Source organism: Stenotrophomonas sp. LST15-1-1.1 (assembly GCF_040815575.1).
In the GTDB taxonomy this organism is placed as follows: Bacteria; Pseudomonadota; Gammaproteobacteria; order Xanthomonadales; family Xanthomonadaceae; genus Stenotrophomonas; species Stenotrophomonas lactitubi_B.
The window spans coordinates 303,226-324,376 of the sequence record NZ_JBFPNJ010000012.1 but is presented as its reverse complement, the minus strand read 5'-3'; the positions used below and the strand labels follow the sequence as shown (position 1 = coordinate 324,376).

The 21,151-nt window shown below is 64.0% G+C and carries 10 protein-coding genes; 2 read left to right on the top strand and 8 right to left on the bottom strand.

Annotated features, from left to right (window positions below):
- Positions 1-46: 46 nt before the first annotated feature.
- The 7 genes from MRBLST15_RS09235 to MRBLST15_RS09205 form a co-directional block, all read right to left on the bottom strand.
- Positions 47-2,053, bottom strand: a complete 2,007-nt coding sequence (locus MRBLST15_RS09235) for a M13 family metallopeptidase (protein ID WP_265952417.1) — start codon at positions 2,051-2,053, stop codon at positions 47-49.
- Positions 2,054-2,225: 172 nt separating this feature from the next.
- Positions 2,226-4,331 (bottom strand): M13 family metallopeptidase, encoded by a 2,106-nt coding sequence (locus MRBLST15_RS09230; RefSeq protein WP_265952416.1) that lies wholly within the window; start codon positions 4,329-4,331, stop codon positions 2,226-2,228.
- Positions 4,332-4,519: 188 nt separating this feature from the next.
- Positions 4,520-7,510, bottom strand: coding sequence for a TonB-dependent receptor domain-containing protein (locus tag MRBLST15_RS09225; RefSeq protein WP_312705504.1), 2,991 nt, complete (start codon positions 7,508-7,510; stop codon positions 4,520-4,522).
- A gap of 483 nt (positions 7,511-7,993) precedes the next feature.
- Positions 7,994-10,861, bottom strand: a complete 2,868-nt coding sequence (locus MRBLST15_RS09220; protein ID WP_312705505.1) for a TonB-dependent receptor domain-containing protein — start codon at positions 10,859-10,861, stop codon at positions 7,994-7,996.
- A 184-nt stretch (positions 10,862-11,045) separates the two neighbouring features.
- Positions 11,046-13,079 carry an alpha/beta hydrolase family protein gene (locus tag MRBLST15_RS09215; protein WP_367785842.1) on the bottom strand — a complete coding sequence of 678 codons (2,034 nt, stop codon included), beginning with the start codon at positions 13,077-13,079 and terminating at the stop codon, positions 11,046-11,048.
- Between the two features lie 157 nt (positions 13,080-13,236).
- Positions 13,237-16,044 (bottom strand): TonB-dependent receptor domain-containing protein, encoded by a 2,808-nt coding sequence (locus tag MRBLST15_RS09210; protein WP_367785752.1) that lies wholly within the window; start codon positions 16,042-16,044, stop codon positions 13,237-13,239.
- Positions 16,045-16,402: 358 nt separating this feature from the next.
- A complete protein-coding gene (locus MRBLST15_RS09205) occupies positions 16,403-19,198 on the bottom strand; it encodes a TonB-dependent receptor plug domain-containing protein (RefSeq protein ID WP_312705506.1) in 2,796 nt (931 codons plus the stop codon).
- A 216-nt stretch (positions 19,199-19,414) separates the two neighbouring features.
- On the opposite strand from MRBLST15_RS09205, the gene apbC reads away from it, so the two are divergent.
- Positions 19,415-20,269 (top strand): iron-sulfur cluster carrier protein ApbC, encoded by an 855-nt coding sequence (gene apbC / locus MRBLST15_RS09200; RefSeq protein WP_089236336.1) that lies wholly within the window; start codon positions 19,415-19,417, stop codon positions 20,267-20,269.
- A gap of 79 nt (positions 20,270-20,348) precedes the next feature.
- Entirely contained in the window at positions 20,349-20,915 is a 567-nt protein-coding gene (gene dcd, locus MRBLST15_RS09195; RefSeq protein WP_367785751.1) for a dCTP deaminase, read from the top strand.
- A 65-nt stretch (positions 20,916-20,980) separates the two neighbouring features.
- On the opposite strand, the gene MRBLST15_RS09190 is transcribed toward dcd, so the two are convergent.
- Positions 20,981-21,148: a LiaI-LiaF-like domain-containing protein gene (locus tag MRBLST15_RS09190; protein ID WP_025876120.1), complete on the bottom strand. Its 168-nt coding sequence runs from the start codon at positions 21,146-21,148 to the stop codon at positions 20,981-20,983.
- Positions 21,149-21,151 lie beyond the last annotated feature (3 nt).

Here is a 21,151-nt window from a genome sequence, read left to right as displayed (position 1 = left end):
AAGGGCGCCCGAAGGCGCCCTTTCCGTTACCGCTATCGCATCAACCTCAGCGCCAGATCTTGATCTGCTCGGCGTCGGTACGCTGCATCGGCTGGCCCGGCTTGCAGCTGAAGCTGGCGCCGAACGCCGGCAGGTTCGACAGCGGGCCGTTGGTGCGCCAGCGGCCCGGTGCACGGATGTCGGCGGTCAGGCGGCGTGCGGCTTCGTTCGGCGACAGCTGCTGCGGCCACAGCGCGGCCCAGGCGCGGAAGAAGCCCTGCTGCTGTGCCGGCTTGGCCTTCGGCTCCTGCGCGGTGTAGGCGGCCCAGGCCAGTTCCAGGCCAGCGATGTCGGCGAGGTTCTCTTCCTGGGTCAACGTGCCGTTGACCTTGGCCCCCTTCACGCCGGGGAACTCGTAGCCGCCGTACTGCGTGGCGACACGGCTGCCGAGCAGGGTCCAGGCGGTCTTGTCGGCCGGGGTCCACCAGCTGCGCAGTTCGCCCTTGGCATCGACCAGCGCACCCTTGGCGTCGATCGCGCGGGTCAGCTCGTGGCCGACCAGGCCGCCGAAGCTGCCGAACTTGTCTGCGGCGTCAGCCTTGGCATTGAACACCGGACCCTGCAGGATCGCAGCGGTGACGATCAGCCGGTTCTGCGCCAGGTCATAGGCCAGCGACGGCTGCTGCGGCAGCACGTCCCAGCGACGGTCGGCGTTGCCCTTGCCGATGCGCTTCATTTCCTCGCGGTGGCGCCAGGTGGATGCGATCAGCATGTTGCCGCCGAACGAACCACGGCCCATCGGCTGCACGCTGTAGTCCAGGTCACGCAGCGGGGTGCCGATCTCGATCTTCAGCGCGGCCAGCTTGGCCTGCGCTTCGGTCTTGGCCTCGGCGCTCATCCAGCTGTTGTTTTTGACCGCCTCGATCTGCACTTCGCGCACCTTGTCGACGATCCATGCCGCCTGGCGACGGTCTTCGGCGGACAGGTAACGCGCGGCGTATTCGCGGCCGACCATCGGGCCAGCGGCCACGTTGATTGCGTCCAGCACGCTTTCCCAGCGCTGCGGCGGCAGGGTCTCACCACGCAGCACGCGGCCACGGAACTCGAATTCCGCATCGCGGTACGCCTTGGACAGGTACGGCGCCATCGAGTCGCCCACGCGCCAGCGCAGGTAGGCCTTCCACTGGTCCGGCTTGAGCTTGGTGACCATGCCGTCGAGCTGCTTGAACAGCGCCGGGTCGGCCAGCGAGACCAGGTCGTCGTTGACGCCCTGCGCCTTCAGGAACGCATCCAGCTGCAGGTTGCGGTAGCGGCTGTTGAGATCCTTGGTGGAGATCGGCGCGTAGTTGTTGAACGGATTGTTGATGCCCGCCAGCGACTGCGCGTTGCGGGCCAGTTCGGTTTCCAGCGCGATCACCGCCTGCGACTCGGCGTCCAGCTTGGCCGCCGGGGTGCCGGTCAGTGCCAGGATCTGCTTGACGTAGTTGCGGTAGCGGCCCATCAGCGCGACGGTGTCGGCGTCGGTGCGGGTATAGAAGGCCGGATCAGGCAGGCCCATGCCGCCCTGCATGAAGTAGCCGATGTGGCGGTCCAGTGCCTTCAGGTCCACGTCCGGACCGAAGTTGAAGGCCACCGGGATGCCGACCTGGTGCAGCGCGGCGATCGAGGCCGGAATGTCCTTGGCCTTCTTGATGGCGTTGATGCGGGTCAGCAGCGGCGCGATCGGGTTGGAACCATCGGCCTCCACGGCCGCTTCGTCCAGGCCGCTGGCCCAGAAGTCGCCCAGCAGCTTCTGCACGTTGCCCTGCGGCGCCTTCATCGAGGCGTCCAGCAGTTCACGCTGCTGCTGCCGGCTGCGGTCGACCAGCTGGCCCAACGCGGTGGCGGCACCGGTCTGCGGCACCGGGTTGGCCTTCAGCCAGCCCGCGTTGGTGGCATCGTAGAAATCGCTGCACTGCGCACTGACGGCCGGAGCGCGTGCGGCCTTCTTCTTGGCGGCGAACGCATCGTGGGTCGGAACCAGGGTCGCCAGGCTGATGCCCAGGGCGATGGCAAGCGGACGGAAGTTGGGCATGTAGAACGAATCCGTGATGGATTGAGGGCGGGCGAACTATAGCAAGCCGGGCAGGGTGGGAGATGCATGCGTTGTGACGTCTGCAGCGACGCAGATGATCTCCACCGCGCGGAAACACAAAGGCCCGGGAAATCCCGGGCCTCTGCAGGCAAACCGTGGCCTCAGCCGTGGCTTACCAGATCACCACCTGCGAGTCGCCGGTGCGCGACATCGGCGTACCCGGCTTGCACTGGAAGGCCGCGGTGAAGGTCGGCAGGTTCGACGGCGCACCGATGGCACGGAACTGCGCCGGCGCATGCGGGTCGGTCGCCAGGCGGACCTTGGCGTTTTCCGGGGTGTACTTGGTGCGCCACACGGTGGCCCAGTTGAAGAAGAAGCGCTGATCACGGGTGAAGCCATCGATCTTCGCGTCTTCCTTGCCGGCCGACGCCTTCTGCAGCGCGTCGTAGGCAGTGGCCAGGCCACCCAGGTCGGCGATGTTCTCGCCCAGGGTCAGATGGCCATTCACCGCCTGGCCGTCGACCTTGTACTGGTCGAACTGCTTGACCAGCTTGCCGGTCAGGCCAGCGAAGTTCTTCGAATCGGCTTCGGTCCACCAGTTCTCGAAGTTGCCGGTCGGCCCGAAGCGGCTGCCCTGGTCGTCGTAACCGTGGGTCATTTCGTGGCCGATGACTGCACCGATGCCGCCGTAGTTCAGCGCGTCGTCGGCCTTGGCATCGAAGAACGGCGGCTGCAGGATGGCGGCCGGGAACACGATCTCGTTCTGCAGCGGGTTGTAGTAGGCGTTGACCGTCTGCGGAGTCATGCCCCACTCGGTCTTGTCCACCGGCTTGCCGATCTTGGCCAGGTTGTACTGGTAGTTGAACGCGGTGGCCGCGCGCACGTTGCCCAGGTAGCTGTCACGGTTGGTCTGCAGGCCCGACCAGTCACGCCACTTGTCCGGGTAACCGATCTTCGGAGTGAAGGTTTCCCACTTCGCGATGGCCTTGGCCTTGGTCTCTTCGCTCATCCAGGACAGGCCCTGGATGCGTTCCTTCAGCGAGGCGGCCAGGTTCTTCACCAGCTCTTCCATCTTCGCCTTGGCTTCCGGCGAGAAGGCGACCTTCACGTACAGCTGGCCGAAGGCTTCGCCGGCGTCGCTCTCGATGGTGCCCAGTACGCGCTTCCAGCGCGGCTTCTGTTCCTTCTGGCCATTGAGGGTCTTGCCGTAGAACTCGTAGTTCTCCTGCACGAAGGCATCAGCCAGGTACGGCGAGGCGCCGTCCACGGTGTGGAAGCGCAGGTAGGCGCGCCACACCGACGGATCGGTGTCGCCCAGCGCCTTGCTCACTTCCTGATGGAAGGCCGGAATGGCCAGCGAGAACTTCTCCGGCGCGGCGACATTCTGCGACTTGAAGAACTCGGTCCAGCTGAAGTTCGGGGTCAGCGCATCGGCCTCGGCCAGGCTGACCGGGTGGTAGTACAGCGAGACATCGCGCGACAGCTCGACGCTGGACTTGGATGCCTTGGCCAAGCGCGTCTCGAACTTGACGACTTCTTCAGCCTGCTTGGCGGCATCGGCAGCGGCGACGCCGGACAGCTCCAGCACCTTGGCCACGTGGGCCTGGTAGGCCTTCAGCTTGTCTGCCTTGGACGCATCGGTATAGAAGGTCTTGTCCGGCAGGCCCAGGCCGCCCTGGCTGGCGTAGGCCATGTTCACGGCCGAGTTCTTGAAGTCGGCTTCGGCGCCGAAGCCGAACAGCACGTTCTCGCCCTTGGCGGCGCTGGTGCGCAGGTAGTTGGCGATGGCAGCCTTGTCCTGCAGGCCATCGATCGCGGCCAGGTCGGCCTTCAGCGGTTCGATGCCCTGCGCGTTGACCTTGGCTTCGTCCATGCCGGTGGCCCACAGATCGCCGACGATCTTCTCGATGCCGGCCGGGTTCTTGACCTGCGCGACCTGCTCGGCCAGCTGGTGCTGCACGGCCACCGAGCGCTCGTCGAGGATGGTGAAGGCGCCCCAGCTGGTGCGGTCGCCCGGAATCTCGTTGGCCGCCAGCCACTTGCCGTTGACGTAGTCGCCGAAGGCGGTGCAGGCGTCCAGATTGCTGTCCAGGTCGCTGGCCTGGAAGGCGTTGTAGGCCGGCAGCTTGCTCTCGTCGAGCTTGTAGGTAGTGGCGGCGTCGGCCGCGGCCGGCGTGGAGGCGGTGGCATCCTTTGCCGGGGTTTCGTTCTTGCCGCAGCCGACCAGCGCGGCCGAAACGGCCAGGGTCAGCAGCACGATCTTGGGAGTACGGGTCACTTGAATGGCCTCCAGGCCGAGTGAGTCAGGGAAGGGCCGTGGTGACGGCCGTGGGCCGAACGATACGCCGCCGGCCCGCACTGCAAGGGTGTCGAAGGTCATGGCCGGGCGCAAGGGCCTTGCCGGTGCCGGAAAAAGACAGACCCGGCAAAAGCCGGGTCTGTCGGGGTGCTGCATGTGTTGCTGGATCAGAACTTGTAGGTAGCGCCCATGTACATGTAGCGGCCGATGTTGTCGTACATCGCCGAACCGACGTCGGAGCCGAAGTAGTTCACCGGCGGATCCTTGTCGAAGGCGTTGTCCACGCCCAGGTAGACGTCGATCTTGTCGCCCGGGAAGCGGTAGCCGAACTGGAAGTTGTGGTAGACGTACGAGCCGTTGCGGATCGGGCTGGTCTGGCCCGGGTTGGCCTGGTAGCTCTTCGGCTGCACGCGCAGGTTGCTGCTGACGTAATTCAGGTCCCACGACGCGCGCCACTGACCCAGCGAGTACTTGGTCTGCAGCGAACCGCGCCAGCGCGGGTCGGTCACCCAGGTGACGTTCTCGTCGTACTCGTTCGGGAAGTCCTGGAAGGCCCACTCACGCGACTGCAGCAGGCGGGTACCGACCAGGCGGATCACCGTGTCGCCCTCGGCCAGCTTGAAGCGGTAGTCCATTTCCAGATCGACGCCGACGCGGCGCGAGCGGGCCAGGTTCTCGTTCAGCGCAACCCAGCGGCTGATCGAATGCTCCGGGAAGGTACGGCCGCCCGCATCGGTCTTGCCACCGACCGGTGCGCGCTCGATGAAGCCGCAGAAGCTGTTGTTGATGCCTCCCGGCGAGTCCACGCAACGCGTGGCGTTGGTCTGCGCCGAGACGGCACCGATGGCGTCCTTCAGGCTGATCCACCAGTAGTCCACGGACATGCCGAAGCCCTGCAGGAAATCGGGCTGCCAGACCAGGCCATAGGTGAAGCTGCGCGCGCGTTCCGGCTTCAGGTTCGGGTTGCCGCCGCTCACGCCCGGGCGGGTTGCGGTGTAGGTATCGACCCAGCCCACCGGCACGCCCAGCGCCGAGCAGTTGGCCTGGCGCAGGACCGGATCAGCTGCGGTGTTGGGGCGGTTGGAATTGGTGGCCAGGTAGTTGCAGGGATCGTTGACGGTGGCGAAGTTCTCGCTCTGCGGGTTGTACAGTTCGCCGATGCTCGGCGCACGCACCGCCTGCGACAGGGTGCCGCGGGCACGCAGGGACGGGATGATGGTCCAGTCCAGGCCGACCTTCCAGGTAGTGGTCTTGCCGATGCTGCTGTAATCGGACCAGCGACCGGCAGCGTCCATGGTCAGGTTGTAGATGCCCGGGATGTCGGCCAGCAACGGCACGGTGGCTTCGACGAATGCTTCGCGCACGTCGTACTTGCCCATCCGGTTGGGGATCGCGTTGAGGAAGGTCAGGCCCTGCGCTGCCAGCGGATCGGTGATTTCACGGCTCTTCTCGCGGCGATATTCCACACCACCGGCCACGCCGACGTCGCCGGCCGGCAGGCTGAACAGCGAGGCGTTGGCCAGCGAGGCGCTGAACACCGATTGCTGCAGGCGCGAATAGTTGAACGAATCGACGTTCATCCAGTCGCGTGCGGCCTGGGTCACCGCGCCATTGCCGAATACCGAGAACGGCACGCAGCCTTCGCGGGCGAACTGCGAGTACACGCGGTTGGCATTGTTGGGGTTGGTCGCGTTCGGGTTCAGCGTGGTGCGGCAGACGATCTGGCCGGTGGACGGATCGACCACGGTGTCCAGGCCGGCCTGCCAACGCTCATTGATGCGGTTGTTGAGGTTCCAGCGCTTGACTTCGCTCTGGCCCCAGTTGCCGTACACGTCGTAGGTCCAGTTCTCGGTCAGGTTGCCCTCGACGCCGAGCACGAAGCGCTGGGTGTTGCGCTCCACGTGCTCGCCACGCTGGCCGGCATCGACGTTGAAGCGGCTCAGGGTCAACTGGCTGGCGCCGTTGGCGGCCATCAGGGCGCGCAGCTGCGGCGAAACGTAGGCATTGTCGCGCTGGATGCGCAGGGTCTGGTCGAACGACGGCTGGGCCAGGAAGTCCGACACGGTCTCGGTGTACTTGCCTTCGAAGTACAGGCGATGATTGTCGGTCAGGTCGAAGTTGACGACCGCGTTGACGCTCTTGCGGTCGAAGCCGGGCTGCAGATCGGCAACCGAATTAAGGTCGGCGAAGTCGCAGTTGACGCAGCTGGTGGTGCTCGGCATCACGCCGTCATAGCGCTGCGGGCGGTAGGTGCCGTCCGGATTGAACTGGTAGCGGTTGCCCCAGGTCGCCTTGTTGGTGGGCGAGAACGCACCCAGCGTGAAGGTGCCGCCGAAGGAGATCGAGTGGTTGCCACCGGGGCCGCTGAGGACGGTCTGCGGATTGCTTTCGCTGGAGGGCTTGGTCGGGTCGTAGTTGGGGTTCGGCACCGACACCAGGAACTCATTGCCGATCGCGCGGTCGCTGCGGACGAAGCGGTCCTGCTTGCTGTATTCCAGTGCGATCGCGGCGTTGCCGCGGCCGTTGGCGAAATCGGTGCCGGCCGAGGCACTGATGAAGGACCGGTTGAAGCCGCCTTCGCTGGCCATGCCGGTCTGGGCGCGCACTTCGGCGCCATCGAACGACTTCTTCATGATGAAGTTGACGACGCCGGCCACGGCATCGGCGCCGTACACGGCCGAGGCGCCACCGGTGATGACTTCAACGCGCTCGATCCACTCGACCGGGATCGTGTTGACGTCCACTGCCGAGGAGCCGGAGGTCGCGCCGACATGGCGGCGACCATTGACCAGTACCAGCGTACGCGAGGTGCCCATGCCGCGCAGGTCCATCAGGCCCACGCCGGCGGTGCCGATGAAGCGGGTGGAGTTGCCCAGCGTATAGGTCGGGCTCAGCGCCGGCAGGCGCGCCATCAGGTCGCCGATGTTGTTGGCGCCGGTGGCACGGATTTCTTCGGCGGTGATGGCGGTGACCGGCGAGGGGGTCACGAAGCCGGTACGCGCGATGCGCGAGCCGGTCACGCTGACGCGGTCCAGGTCGATCGGGTTGTTGCCGGAGCTGGCCTCCTGGGCCAGGGCCGGGGCCGCGGCGGCCATCATCAGGCCGGCCAGCAGAGCGTTGGTCAGCGGGTGGCGACCGGGCATGCGGTAATGCGTCATCAGGTGAATCCCCCTAGTGGAAAGAGATCGACCACCTCCCTGTGTTTGTTATGTGGATGTTCATATGTCGTCCTGACCTTCATCGAACCTAACATGCGCTTAACGCGAAAATCATGATTCCATCACATTTCTTTGCGGAATAAGGGCGCTTCGATCATTAAATTGCAACAATTACAGTGCCTTAGTCTCAGTTGTGATGAATGGATCGCGTGCTGCGTTCGATTTATGAATGGGGTGTTAAGGTCGGCTTTGCGCAATCTGGCGGCTGGGGCGAGGGCGGATGCGTCCAGGAGCAGCCGCGGCGAGGATGCCAGGCAGCGTCATCCATGCCTTTCTTCCTGCCTGTCTTGATCCTTCTGGCGGCCACTGCAAAGCCGGGCGGCTGTCGGGCCGGTGATCAAGGCAGGAGAGGAGTGGTGCAGCCCCGCAAAAGGAAAGGGCGGCTTGCGCCGCCCTTTCCCGGGTACTGCGGTTACTGCCTGATCAGAACTTGTACTTCAGACGCACGAACGGGGTGCGGCCGTACAGGTCGTACTGGGTGGCGAATGCGGCGATGTTGCCGTAGCGCGCATCGCTCACGCCGGTGGAGATCAGCGGCGGGGTCTTGTCGAAGATGTTGCTGACGCCCACCAGGATTTCCCAATCGGCCTGCGAGTAGCTGACCGACGCGGTGTGGTAGGTGCGCGAATCGACCGTGATGTCACGGTAGGAGTTCGCACGGCCCTGGTAGATGAACACCGGATCCAGGTCGATGTCCTTGGTCTTGTGGATGTAGGTGGTCAGCCAGTTGAAGGTCCAATCGCCGCGGGTCAGGCTCAGCGCCAGGTTGCCCACGACCTTCGGACGGCCGATGTCGCCCAGCAGTTCGTTCGAGGACAGGCCGCTTTCCTCTGCGCTGGAGAAGACCTGCTGCGTATCTTCGATGGTGTAGGTGACCTGCGTTTCGGCGGAGAACTTGCCGAACGAGAAGTCATGGTCGAAGTTGGCGGTCAGATCGTAGCCGCGCGTACGCTGCTTGTTGATGTTGACGTACTGGTTGAAGACGTCGGTGATGTTCCATGCCTCGTCACCGGTACCCGGGTTGCGCACGAGCAGGCCGCAGAATGCGTTCGGGAACACGGCAGCGCCGTAGCAGCCCTTGACGATGTCGGCGGTGGTGATCTGGCCGATTTCGTTCTTCACCTGGTAATCGAAGTAATCGATTGCCACGCTCAGGTTGGCGAAGGTCGGGGTGAACACGATACCGGCGGTCTTGGCACGCGAGGTTTCCGGAATCAGCTGGCCAGCGCCGCCACCAGAGTAGACCGTGGCGCTGCTGCCGTTGCCGGCGTAGTCGGCCGGGATGCCAGCGGCGGCGCAGTTGGTCTGGTAGTTGGTGTTGGAGCTTTCACCCCAGCGGATGCATGGGTCGATGCCGGTCTGGCCGAGGAAGCCGGTCTGGTTGCCCAGGTACAGCTCGTACAGGCCCGGGGCGCGGTAGGAGGTGCCGATCGAGCCGCGCAGGCGCAGCGACGGAATGACCTGCCAGTTCAGACCCACCTTCCAGACCTCGTCGGTGCCATCCACCGAGTCATACTGGAACGCACGGCCCGAAGCATTCAGGCTGAGCGATTCGATCGCCGGCAGACCCTTCAGCAGCGGCACGTCGAACTCGACGAACGCTTCCTTCACGCGGTCATCGCCCTTGGTGACGTTCGCCGAGCTTGAACCCCACAGGTCCTGTGCCTTGGACAGTTCACCCGGCTGATCGTTGATCGAGTAGTAGCGGTATTCCAGGCCGGCGGCCACGCCGACGGCGCCTGCCGGCAGCTCGAACAGATCGCCGCTGACGATCGCATTGATCGTGGCCTGCTTGTAGATGGTCTTGCCCCAGTCCCACACGCCGAGCAGATTGGTCAGTTCATCGACCTTCGCCCCGCTGAGGTAACCCGGATCAAGGTAGTTCAGGGTCGGTGCGTTGTCGGTGTAGTCGACGTCACCGGTCTTGGAGGCCTGGATGCCCAGGTTGCCGTACTTGCCCTTGGAGTGGCTGAAGTTCGCATTGACTTCCCACGCCCAGGTGTCGGTCCCCTTGAACAGGCCGTCCAGCTTGGTGGCGCCGTAGAAGTAGTCGACGGTCACGTCCTGCTGCGACTTGAACGGCATGATCGGACGGATGACGCCGGTGAAGCCGGAACCCGCCGGTGCCTGGATGCGCGGGAAGAACTGGCGCCAGCGGAAGGTTTCGGTTTCACGACGGTTGAACAGGAACTGGGTCTTCCAGTTGATCGAGTCGAACGCGAAGTCGGTGGCGACGTAAACGCTCTTGCGTTCCTGCTGGTTGATGATCTGCTCTTCGCCGAAGCGGGCGAAGTTCAGCGGTTCATCGTAGATCGCATCGCGGCCACCGGCATAGGTGCGGGTGGTACGCGGACGATAGCCGGGCAGCGGGCCGATGGTATTGCCTTCCGGCGAAGGCACATAACGGATGGCACCGACGTCGACGACGTTGTGCAGCAGGTTGTTGCAGTTCGCCAGATCCGTGCCGGCAGTGATCGAACGATCCTGACGGTCGATGCGGTTGCCGTCGGCATCCTTGATGAGGTCGTTGCTGCAGTTCAGGTAGTCGCGGTCATTGCGGGTCAGCGCATTGTGGCGATACCACTCGGCGGCGGCCACGATGCTGCCGTTGTCGAAGTTCCAGCCGTTGGCCAGCGATGCAGCAAATACCTCGCCACCGCCCTCGGTCGGTACGCGGCCGGTGACGGTCAGCTCCGGACGCTCGATGTTCTTCTTGGTGATCAGGTTGACCACGCCAGCGACTGCGTCGGAGCCGTAGATGGAGGACGAGCCGTCCTTCACGATCTCGGCGCGCTGCAGGATGGCGGTCGGAATGACGTTCAGGTCGAAGGCGCCGACGGCACCACGGGTACCGGCCGGGCCCGGACGCTGGCCGTCCAGCAGCACCAGGGTGCGGTTGGCGCCCAGGCCGCGCAGCGACACGGTCTGCACGCCGGTGCCGCCGTCGACGACGAAGCCGCCGAACTGGTGGGTGATCTGCGTTTCAGCCGAACCGATGGCCGACTTCTGCAGGAACTCGGCGACGTTGACCTGGCCCTGCTTGGCGTTGGTCTCGGCGTTGATGGTGAACACCGGCGAGGTGGTCTCATAGTCCGCGCGGCGGATCAGGGAGCCGGTGACGGTGATCTTGTCAAGGTCGGTTGCACGCTGGGTGGAGGAAGAAGCGCTTGACGCCTTTGCTTCCTGCTGGGTGGTCTCCTGGGCCATTGCCGGTGCGACCTGGAGACAGGCCAGCACAGCGAGAGTCAGCGGTACGCGGCTTGGCTTGATGTGGCGGTTGGCGTTGCGCATTTCGTTGTGATCCCCACTTGTTATGCTTCGGTTAATGGAGTGTATGTGCCGCGTAAAGTAAATGCAACATGAATGGATCGATTCCGTAACTTGTTGTTGCTAAGGGGAAATTCAGGAATCCGGGCATTAAAAAACCCCGCCGGTTAAGCCGGCAGGGTTGTTGATCGGGGCCCCTCTGCTGGGGTTACAGGCCGCCCGGCCCGCAGTCCTTTGCCAGGTAGTCGGCCATCAGGGTGAGGGTCGTCTGGAAGTGGCGCGGGTACCACGGCATGCTGTGAGGCATGTCCGGGATCAGTTCGAACCTGGCCGGCACCTTGCCCTGCACGGCGGAGTAGAAATTGCGGGCGTGGAACGCCGGCGTGCGTACATCGCGGTCGCCGACGAAGGTCAGCAGCGGGATGGTGGCCTTGGCCGTGTTCTGCATCGGGTCCATGCCCTTCACCGTGCGGCCCTGCAGGATGCGCTGCAGGCGGTTCTGGCTCCAGGACGTGCCCAGCCGGCCCAGGTCGGTGACCGGTGCACCGGCGATGGCGCACTGGTACGGCGATGGGCTGCGTACGGTGGCTGCCGCCGCGGCAAAGCCGCCGTAGGAGTAGCCGAAGATTGCGATGCGATCCTTCGCCGCGATGCCCTGCGACACCAGCCAGGCAGCACCATCGTCCTTGTCATCCTGCATCTTCTGGCCCCACTCGCCATCGCCGGCCAGCCACAGCTTGCGGCCCAGGCCGGAGCTGCCGCGATACTGCGGTCGCAGCACGGCATAACCGCGCGAGGTGAAGAAGGGCACCCAGCCGGACACGTCCCAGCCTGCGTAGTCGCGCGCCCACGGCCCGCCATGCGGATGCACCAGCGCCGGCAGTGGGCCGTCGCCCTGCTTCCAACCGGCCGGCAGGTCGAGGATCGCCGGGATCTGCTGGCCATCGCGAGCGGTGTAGGTCACCCAGCGCTGCTCGCCGATCTGCTTGCTATCCACCCAGGGGCGTTCGCTGCCCAGCGGCATCACGTCCTTGCGGTCGGCCAGGATGTAATAGCTCTTCGGGTTGCGGTTGCTTTCCGTGGTGAACAACACCCGCGACAGGTCGTCGTTGTAGCCGGTGATGTAGACGGTCAGGCCCGGATAGGCCTTCTGCAGGCCTTCCTGAAGGCCCTTCATCTGCGGATCGACATAGATCGCCTGGCGCTGCGGACCGTCGATGTAGAAGCCCAGCACCTGGTTGAAGTTGCTCTTGCGCGTGCCGAGGATCAGCGAGCTGATGGAGAAGGTCGGGTGGGCCGCCAGCGGCTCCTTGTCGAACTCCTTCCTGATCGGGTCATACAGGCGGGCCTGTACCAGATCGGAAAACTGGTCGGTCAGTACATATAGTTTGCCGCTGTCATCATCGATGCCGACCACGTCCACCGTGAAGCGTTCGCTCAGCTTGGTGGTCAGCGGCGCATGTACCTCGAACTGGCCGGCGCTGTTCTTGATCAGCACGCGCTGTTCGAAATCGTCCGAGCCGCTGGATTCGATCTGGGTCTGGGTCACCACTTCGCCGGTGCGCGGGTGGAACAGGCCCGGGGTTGTGCGCGAGCTGCCCTTGAACAGCAGTTCGGTCTGGCCGGTGCGTAGGTTGAAGCGGTAGTAGTTGGCCTGCAGGGTGGCTTCATTGAGCTGGCTGATGATGACCCGGTCCGGGTCCAGCGGCAGCAGGTGCACCAGCGACGCGGTACCGGCCAGTTCCAGGCAGCGCAGGGTATCGGCGCTGACGCCCAGGGTTCGCGTATTGCTGGCAAAGGCCTCGTCGAACTTCGCCTGGCTGGCATCGGTCAGGTAGGCCTTGGTCAGGAAGGTCTTGGTGGCGCCGGTACTGTTGCCTTCGCCGCAGCCGCCCAGCTTGCCGGTCCACTCCTGGCGGCTGATGACCAGGTTGCGCCCGGCCTTGAGGGCGCTGGCAGCGATGAACTTCATTCGATCGCCGGACGGCGTGATGGCCACCGGGCCGGCGGCGAGGTTGTCCAGGTTCCAGTTGGCCAGTGCGGTATCGGCATTGTTGCTGCCGGGGGCGGCGATGATGGCGACCAGCTGCTTGCCGTCGGCACTCATCGTGACCGACTGCAGTGCGGGAATCCTGGCGAAATCCTCTGCGGGCAGTGGCGCGGCAGCGGCGTTGCCGATGCACAGTCCCAGCAGCAGCGTGGCGGCGGTACCCAGACGGGCGGACTTGTAACGGGGTTGCATCATCAGGGGTTCCTTGTGGCAAAGCACGGCAACATGACCTGAAGATGAACGAAGCCCGGCATTCCGTCAACTCGGCGTGAAAAGGCCATCGCCGGTGGCACCCCAGACGAAGAGACCCCGCCGAAGCGGGGTCTCCTGGCATGCACGGGGCCGGCGCTTACTTCTTGCCGAACTCGTACTTGGCCTGCACGTAGACCGCACGGCCGTACGGGTTGTAGATGCTGCTGTTGTACGGCGCGCCGATGTTGCCGGCGTAGCTGTGGGCCTGGCCGTCGGGCATCTTGTTGAACACGTTGTTGACCATCATCGACAGCGTCAGGTTGTCCATCGCCTGGTAATTCACGCTCAGGTTGTAGGTGGTGTACGAGCCCCACTTGCCGGCCTCATACCCAGACGGATGCACGTAGTCATAGCCCTTGCCCAGGTACGCCATGCGGTTGGGCGTCTTGCCGATGTAGTTGAAGTACAGGGTGGTGGTCCACTTGTCCTTCGCCCAGCCCACCGCACCATCGGCACGCACCTTGGCGTACTGGTCGTAATTCCACATCGCGTACGGGTCACGCAGCAGGTCCAGGTAATCGTCGCCCGGCTGCGGCTGCAGTTCGCGCTTGATCATGTTGGTGTAGTTGCTGGAGAACTGCAGCGCACCGAAGCGGCCGATGTCTTGCACGTACTTGAAGCTGGCCGTCACCGCCTGCAGGTTCTGGCTGGCGATGTTCATCTTCGGCGTGTAGATCTGCTCCAGCTTGCCGGTGCCGTCACGGGTGATCCAGTCGCTCACGTTCTGGCAGCTGGCCGAGGTGTTGTTGGTCTGGCCGTTGCGGCAGTAGTACTCGGCCAGCAGCAACTGGTCGGAGCTGAGGGTGTTGACCTCGTTCTTGATCTTCCAGTTGTAGTAGTCCACCGACACCGACAGGTTGTTGATGGGCGCCCACACGATACCGGCGTTCCAGACGTCGGCGGTGATCGCTTCCAGATCGGGGTTGCCGGACTGTTCACCGAACACCGACTCGTTGGCATACGGGCAGCCAACCGTGTCGCTGGGGTTGAAGCCAAGCTGGCCACAGCGGTAGTAGTCGACCGAACTGTTGGCGTAGTAGCCGCTGCGGCCCTGGAAGGCGTCGGACAGGCTGGGCGCACGGAAGGCGGTGCCGTACTTGCCGCGGAACAGCAGGCTTTCGATCGGGCGGAATTCCACGCCGATGCTGTAGGTCGATTTGTCGACGGTCTTGTCGGCGATCTTGAACGCGTCGTAGCGGCCCGAGGCGGTCACGGTCAGCGACTCCAGCAGCGGCATGCGCAGCTCGCTGGTCAGCGCGTAGTTGCTGCGATGGCCGGCACCGGCCACCGAGGTGGTGCCCCACACGCTACCGTCCAGCAACCGCTGGTCGGGGGCGTACGACCAGCCTTCGCTGCCGGCTTCGGCCACCACGGCCAGGCCCGCATCGCCACCGGGCAGCTTGAACAGCGAGCCATTGGTGATCTGCGCGCGGCCCAGGTTCTGCCAGGTGCGGCTCTTGTTGTAGGTGAAACCGGTGAAGGTCTGGAAATCACCCGCCGGCAGCGGCGAGTAGAACGCGCCCCAGTTCGGGTTGTAGATGTTGTAACCGTCGTCGGTGACGCCCAGTACCGGACCCAGCACACGATCTTCGAAGTAGCTGTCGATCTCGTTGGCCCAGCGCGCGAAACTGCGTTCGGTCAGCTTGTACTCGCCGCGGCTGAAGCTGGCGCTGTAGTCCCAGTTGCCGACGTTGCCGCGACCGCCGAGGGTGACCTGGTAGGCCTTGTTGCGATCGGTGCTCATGATGTCGCGGTAGCCGGCGGCGCTGATGTCCTCTGGCGCGAACGCGCGCTGCAGGTTCATGTATTCGCCACTGGCCTGGTCGACGAACGCACCGAAGCCGACATCACTGCCCCAGAAGGCATAGCCCGAACCGGCGTTGTACTGGACCTCTTCCAGGCTGTAGAGCGCGTCGGCGAACAGCTGGAAGTTGTCGTTGACGTCGAAGGACATCGACGAATAGATCTGGCTGCTTTCCTTGCCGTTCTTCAGCGTCTTGTAGCCAGCACTGAAGGGCGAGCCGCAGGATTCACCGACCGCACGCGTGCCCAGTACGGTGGTGCCGCCGAACTGGCCAGCCACGTTGGCGCAGCGGCTCGGGTCCATCATCACGTAAGCATTCTGCTGGTCCGGCAGGTAGACCAGGAAGTCGTTGGTCGGAACCTGCGGCGTATAGCCCCGGGTGTTGTTCTGCTTGGTCAGGTCGCGCTGGTAGCCCCAGATCGGGCTGCTCTTCTCGTACTGCACGTTGACCAGCGCGTGGAAGCGGTCATCGAAGGCGTTGAAACCATGCGCGCCACTGACGCGGAAATCGTTGCCGCCGCCCTCGGTGTAACCGCCGCCGCGCACGTTCAGCACGCCGCCATCCATGCGGTCCTTCAGGATGATGTTGACCACACCGGCAATCGCGTCCGAGCCGTACAGCGACGACTGGCCGCCGGGCAGGATCTCGATGCGCTCGACGATGTCGATCGGGATGCCGCTGAGATTGTTGAAGGTGTCGCTGCCGTTGTAGAGGGCAGGGTAGGACAGCATCGGCCGTCCGTTGATCAGGTACTTGGTGTAGCTCGGGCTGAGGCCGAACATGCCCGAGGCTTCAGCGCCCTGGGTGAAAGATGCCGAGGTCTGGCCACCCTGCAGGCCGCCGGTGGTCAGCGAATTCTGCTGCAGCACCTCGGCCACGCTGGTGAAGCCGCGGGTCTGGATGTCCTCGGCGGTGACGGTCAGGACCGGCGTGTGGTTTTCGATCTGCGTCTGCGGGATCAGCGAGCCGGTGACGGTCACGCGTCCGAGATCGGTGGGCGTGTTGTCCTGGGCGAGCGCGATCGCGCTGCTGCTGGCCAGGATCAGGCCGCTGAGGACGGCGCGGGTGAGCGGGTGACGCGGGAAGCCATTGCGAGACATGCGGTACTCCGTGTGGTCGTGAGAGACGCGTTTCCCTTTCCTGGGAACTCATGGATTGTTCAGCAGCCTGTAGACGAAGAAAGGCGGCGTTTTTCGAACGTAACACACGCTTAACCTGATTTGCGCGGCCTTGTAACGTCTTCTTGATGCGGAATTTGAGGTTAATCAGAATGTCTTTGAAAACAATGTGTTGCTGAACTTTTGTGGCTTTGCCGAGTTTGGCGGAATGAATGTTGTATAAATATTCATTGATTAACAATTGGGGCATTGCTGCGTTCGGCGCGGCGTATCCAGGCCAAAAAAAAAGGCCCCGCCGAAGCGGGGCCTGGTCCGGAATCAAACCCGGAAAACGACGGGATTACTTGCCGAAGTCGTACTTGACCTGGGCCGAGATCTGGCGGCCGTAGACGCTGTAGAAGCCATCGTTGAACGGTGCTGCCTCGTTGCCCGGGTAGTTGTAGCGCTGGCCTTCCGGCAGCTTGTTGAACACGTTGTTGACCATCAGCGACAGGGTCAGATCATCCTGCGCCTGGTAGTTCAGGCTCATGTTGTACGTGGTGTACGAGCCCCACTTGCCGGCCTTGGCGCCAGAGGAGTGGACGTAGTCATAGCTGCGGCCGGTGTAGGCCAGGTAGTTCGGGGTGCTGCCGACGTAGTTGGCATACACGGTGGTGGTGAACTTGCCGATGTTCCAGCCTACCGACAGATCGCCGCGGACCTTGGCGAAGTTGTCGTAGTACCACATGTTGTACGGATCGCTCAGCAGATCCAGCTTCTGTGCACCCGGCAGCGGGGTCACTTCACGCTTCAGCATGTTGGTGTAGTTGCCCGAGAACTGCAGCGAACCGAAGCGGCCCATGTCCTGCAGGTACTTGGCGCTGACCGTCACCGCTTCCAGGTTCTGGCTGGCAACGTTGAGCTTGGGCGTGTACACGCGGGTCAGGTTGCCGCCGGCATCGCGGGTCACCCAGTCGGTCACGTTCTGGCAGCTGGCCGAGGTGTTGTTCGGCAGACCGTTGTGGCACTGGTACTCGGCCAGCAGCAGCTGGTCGGTGCTGAGGGTCTTGACCTCGTTCTTGATCTTCCAGTTGTAGTAGTCGGCCGACAGCGAGAAGTTGCTGATCGGCGCCCACACCACGCCTGCGCTCCACACGTCGGCGGTGATCGGCTTCAGTTCCGGGTTGCCGGACTTTTCGCTGTACACCGAGGTGGTCTTGTAGAACGAGCAGGCTTCGTCGCGCAGGGCGTAGCCCATCTGGCTGCAGCGGTAGTAGTCGTTCTGGCCCGAAGCGTAGGAACCGCTCATGCCCTGGTAGGCATCGGACAGGGTCGGCGCGCGGAAGGCGGTGCCGTACTTGCCGCGGAACAGCAGGCTTTCGATCGGACGGAATTCCAGACCGATGCTGTAGGTAGCCTTGTCGACGGTGCCGTCGCCGATCTTGAACGCGTCATAACGGCCCGAGGCGCTGACGGTCAGGGTTTCCAGCACCGGCATGCGCAGTTCGCTGGTCACCGCGTAATTGCTGCGATGGCCTGCGCCGGCCACGGCCGTGGTGCCCCACACGTTGCCATCGATGAACGCCTGGTCCGGCGAGTAATCCCAACCTTCGCTGCCGCCCTCGATGACGACGGCCAGGCCGGCGTCGCCGCCCGGCAGCTGGAACAGCGAACCGTTGGTCACCTGTGCACGGGCCAGGTTCTGCCAGGTCTTGCTGCGGTGGGTACCGTAGCCGGTGAAGCTGGCGAACTGGTCCGGGGTGATCGGCGAGTAGAACGCGGCGTAGTTCGGGTTGTAGATGCCGAAGCCACCAGCGCTGGTGCCCAGGCGCGGGCCCAGCACGGTCTCGCCGAAGAAGTTCTCGATCTTGTCCTTCCAGCGCACGAAGCGGTTCTGGTCCAGACGGTACTCACCGCGGGTGAAGCTGGCGCTGTAGTCCCAGTCGCCGACCATGCCCTTGCCGCCCAGGGTGACCTGGTAGGAACGGCTCTCATCGGAGTTCAGGATGTTGTCGTAGTGGCCCGGGCCGATTTCTTCCGGTGCGAACGCACGCTGCAGGTTGACGACCTTGCCCAGGCCCTGGTCGTAGAAACCGCCCATGACCGACTTGGTGCCCCACCACAGGGCGCTGGAGCCGGAGGTGAACTCGGTCTTTTCCTTGCTGTACAGCACGTCGGCGAACAGCTGGAAGTTGTCGTTCACGTCGAAGGTCATCGACGAGTAGAACTGGCCGCTGTCCTTGCCGTTCTTCAGGGTCTTGTAGCCGGCGCTGTACACCGAACCGCAGGACTCGCCGGAGGCGCGCTTGCCGACGGTGGTGGTGCCGTCATACAGGCCAGCCACGTTGCCGCAGCGGGTCGGGTCCATCATGTACAGCTTGTTGTCCGAGTTGCCGATCACGGCAAAGTCGTTGGACGGCAGCTGCGCGGTGTAGCCAACCGGATTGGTCTGCTTGGTGATGTCGCGCTGGAAACCCCAGATCGGGCTGCTGTTTTCCAGCTGCACGTTGACCAGGGCATGGAAGCGGTCATCGAAGGCGTTGAAGCCCTTGGCGGCGCTGAAGCGGATGTTGTTGCCGCCACCCTCGGTGTAGGTGCCGCCACGGACGGTCACGGTGCCGCCGTCCATGCGCTCCTTCAGGATGATGTTGACCACGCCGGCGATCGCGTCCGAGCCGTACAGCGAGGACTGGCCGCCCGGCAGCACTTCGATGCGCTCGACGATGTCGATCGGAATGCCGCTGATGTTGTTGAAGGTTTCGCTACCGTTGTACAGCGCCGGATACGAAAGCATCGGGCGGCCGTTGATCAGGTACTTGGTGTAGCCCGGGTTCAGGCCGAACATGCCGGCCGCTTCGGCACCCTGGGTGAAGGCGCCCGAGGTCTGGCCGCCCTGCAGGCCGCCGGTGGTCAGCGAGGACTGCTGCAGCACTTCAGCAACGCTGCTGAAGCCGCGGGTCTGGATGTCTTCGGCGGAGATCGACATCACCGGGGTCTGGGTTTCAACCTGGGTCTGCGGGATCAGCGAACCGGTGACGGTGATCTTGTCCAGGTTGGTGGCCTTGTCCTGGGCCATTGCCGGCGAGGCGGCAACCAGGGCGGAGATCAAGGCGACAGCGAGGGTGTTGCGACGTGCGGAATTGCGAAGGTCTTTCATGTAGTTCCGTTCAAAGAGCAAATACGAGTACGGCACTGCGCATGCGCCATCGTGCGTGCTGCAACAACCAGCCGCGGAGCCCAAAACCAGTGCTCAGCGAACGTAACATGAACTTAACAATCTGTGCACGAATCTGTAGCAATCCTGAATTTCAGTCAGCGTACGTCCAGCTAGTATGATGTTGGGTTCTTCTTATCGATTCACCCGGAGTCCGCAGTGAACAGTTCTTCCCGTCGTCCGCATGCCAGCCAGGTGCAGAAGGGACTGGCGCCGCATGCGCGCATCCGCAACGTGATCGCGGTGGGCTCGGGAAAGGGTGGGGTGGGCAAGTCGACCACGGCAGTCAATCTTGCCGTCGCCCTGCAGCAGCTGGGCGCGCGCGTCGGTGTGCTTGACGCGGATATCTATGGCCCCAGCGTGCCGGCGATGCTCGGCCTGTCCGGTCGCCCGGAAAGCCCGGACAACAAGAGCATCGAGCCGATGCGTGCCTTCGGCGTGGACACCATGTCGATCGGCTATCTGGTCGAGGACGAAACACCGCTGATCATGCGCGCACCGCGCGCGACGGCGGCGCTGACCCAGCTGTTCGAAGACACGCTGTGGGACGACCTGGACTACCTGCTGATCGACCTGCCGCCGGGTACCGGCGACATCCAGCTGACGCTGGTGCAGAAGATTCCGCTGGCCGGTGCGGTGATCGTCACCACGCCGCAGGACATCGCCACGCTGGATGCGAAGAAGGCGCTGAAGATGTTCGAGAAGGTCGAGGTGCCGGTGCTGGGCGTGGTCGAGAACATGGCCGTGCATACCTGCAGCAACTGCGGGCACGTGGAGCATCTGTTCGGCGAGGGTGGGGGCGAGCGCATGGCCGCGCAGTACGGCGTCCCGCTGCTGGGGTCGTTGCCGCTGCAGATCGGCATCCGCGAGCAGGGCGATGCCGGCACCCCGATCACCGCCGCGCAGCCGGATTCGGCGGCGGCCCAGGCCTACCATCGTGCTGCCCAGCGTCTGGTCGAGGAGGTGGGCAAGCGCCCGCGCGCCTCGATCCCGATCCTGTCCTCGCTGCTGTAAGGGCCCGCTGGCGGGGCTGCGGCGGCGACGCCCGGCCCCCTGTTAGAATCCTCGCGCCCCCTTGCACCCAGGACAGAGCATGAGCATCAAGAGTGACCGTTGGATCCGCCAGATGTCCCAACAGCACGGCATGATCGAGCCGTACGAGGCCGGGCAGGTCAAGCAGGTCAACGGCGAGCGCATCGTCAGCTACGGCACCTCCAGCTACGGCTACGACGTGCGCTGCTCGCGCGAGTTCAAGGTGTTCACCAACATCAACTCGACGATCGTCGACCCCAAGCATTTCGATCCGGGCAGCTTCGTCGACATCGTCGGTGACGAGTGCATCATTCCGCCGAACAGCTTCGCACTGGCGCGCACGGTCGAGTATTTCCGCATTCCGCGCGACACCCTGGTGGTGTGCCTGGGCAAGAGCACCTATGCGCGCTGCGGCATCATCGTCAACGTGACCCCGCTGGAACCGGAGTGGGAAGGCCACGTGACCCTGGAATTCAGCAACACCACGCCGCTGCCGGCGCGCATCTACGCCAACGAAGGCGTGGCGCAGATGCTGTTCTTCCAGTCCGATGAAGTGTGCGAGACCTCGTACAAGGACCGCGGCGGCAAGTACCAGGGCCAGACCGGCGTGACCCTGCCGCGCACCTGATGGTGGCGCCGGGCGATGCCCGGCGGTCTGCGTGATCACGAAGGCGGCGCATGCGCCGCCTTTGCTTATTTGCCGCGACCGAACAGGATCGCGATGCCCACGGCCACCAGGCCCAGCGGCCACCAGGTCAGCAGCAGGCGCGACAGGTTCAGGTTGGTCCAGCCCAGGTTGCTGGCCAGCATGAACAGGCCGATCAGGATCAGCAGGATGGCGGCGACGATATTGAATCGCATCGG

Excerpts from the sequence above, each read along its gene's own strand:
- MRBLST15_RS09205 (WP_312705506.1), bottom strand. The coding sequence starts at position 19,198 with ATGAAAGACCTTCGCAATTCCGCACGTCGCAACACCCTCGCTGTCGCC.
- MRBLST15_RS09220 (WP_312705505.1), bottom strand. The coding sequence starts at position 10,861 with ATGCGCAACGCCAACCGCCACATCAAGCCAAGCCGCGTACCGCTGACT.
- dcd (WP_367785751.1), top strand. The coding sequence starts at position 20,349 with ATGAGCATCAAGAGTGACCGTTGGATCCGCCAGATGTCCCAACAGCAC.
- MRBLST15_RS09190 (WP_025876120.1), bottom strand. The coding sequence starts at position 21,148 with ATGCGATTCAATATCGTCGCCGCCATCCTGCTGATCCTGATCGGCCTG.
- MRBLST15_RS09215 (WP_367785842.1), bottom strand. The coding sequence starts at position 13,079 with ATGCAACCCCGTTACAAGTCCGCCCGTCTGGGTACCGCCGCCACGCTG.
- MRBLST15_RS09225 (WP_312705504.1), bottom strand. The coding sequence starts at position 7,510 with ATGACGCATTACCGCATGCCCGGTCGCCACCCGCTGACCAACGCTCTG.
- MRBLST15_RS09210 (WP_367785752.1), bottom strand. The coding sequence starts at position 16,044 with ATGTCTCGCAATGGCTTCCCGCGTCACCCGCTCACCCGCGCCGTCCTC.
- MRBLST15_RS09235 (WP_265952417.1), bottom strand. The coding sequence starts at position 2,053 with ATGCCCAACTTCCGTCCGCTTGCCATCGCCCTGGGCATCAGCCTGGCG.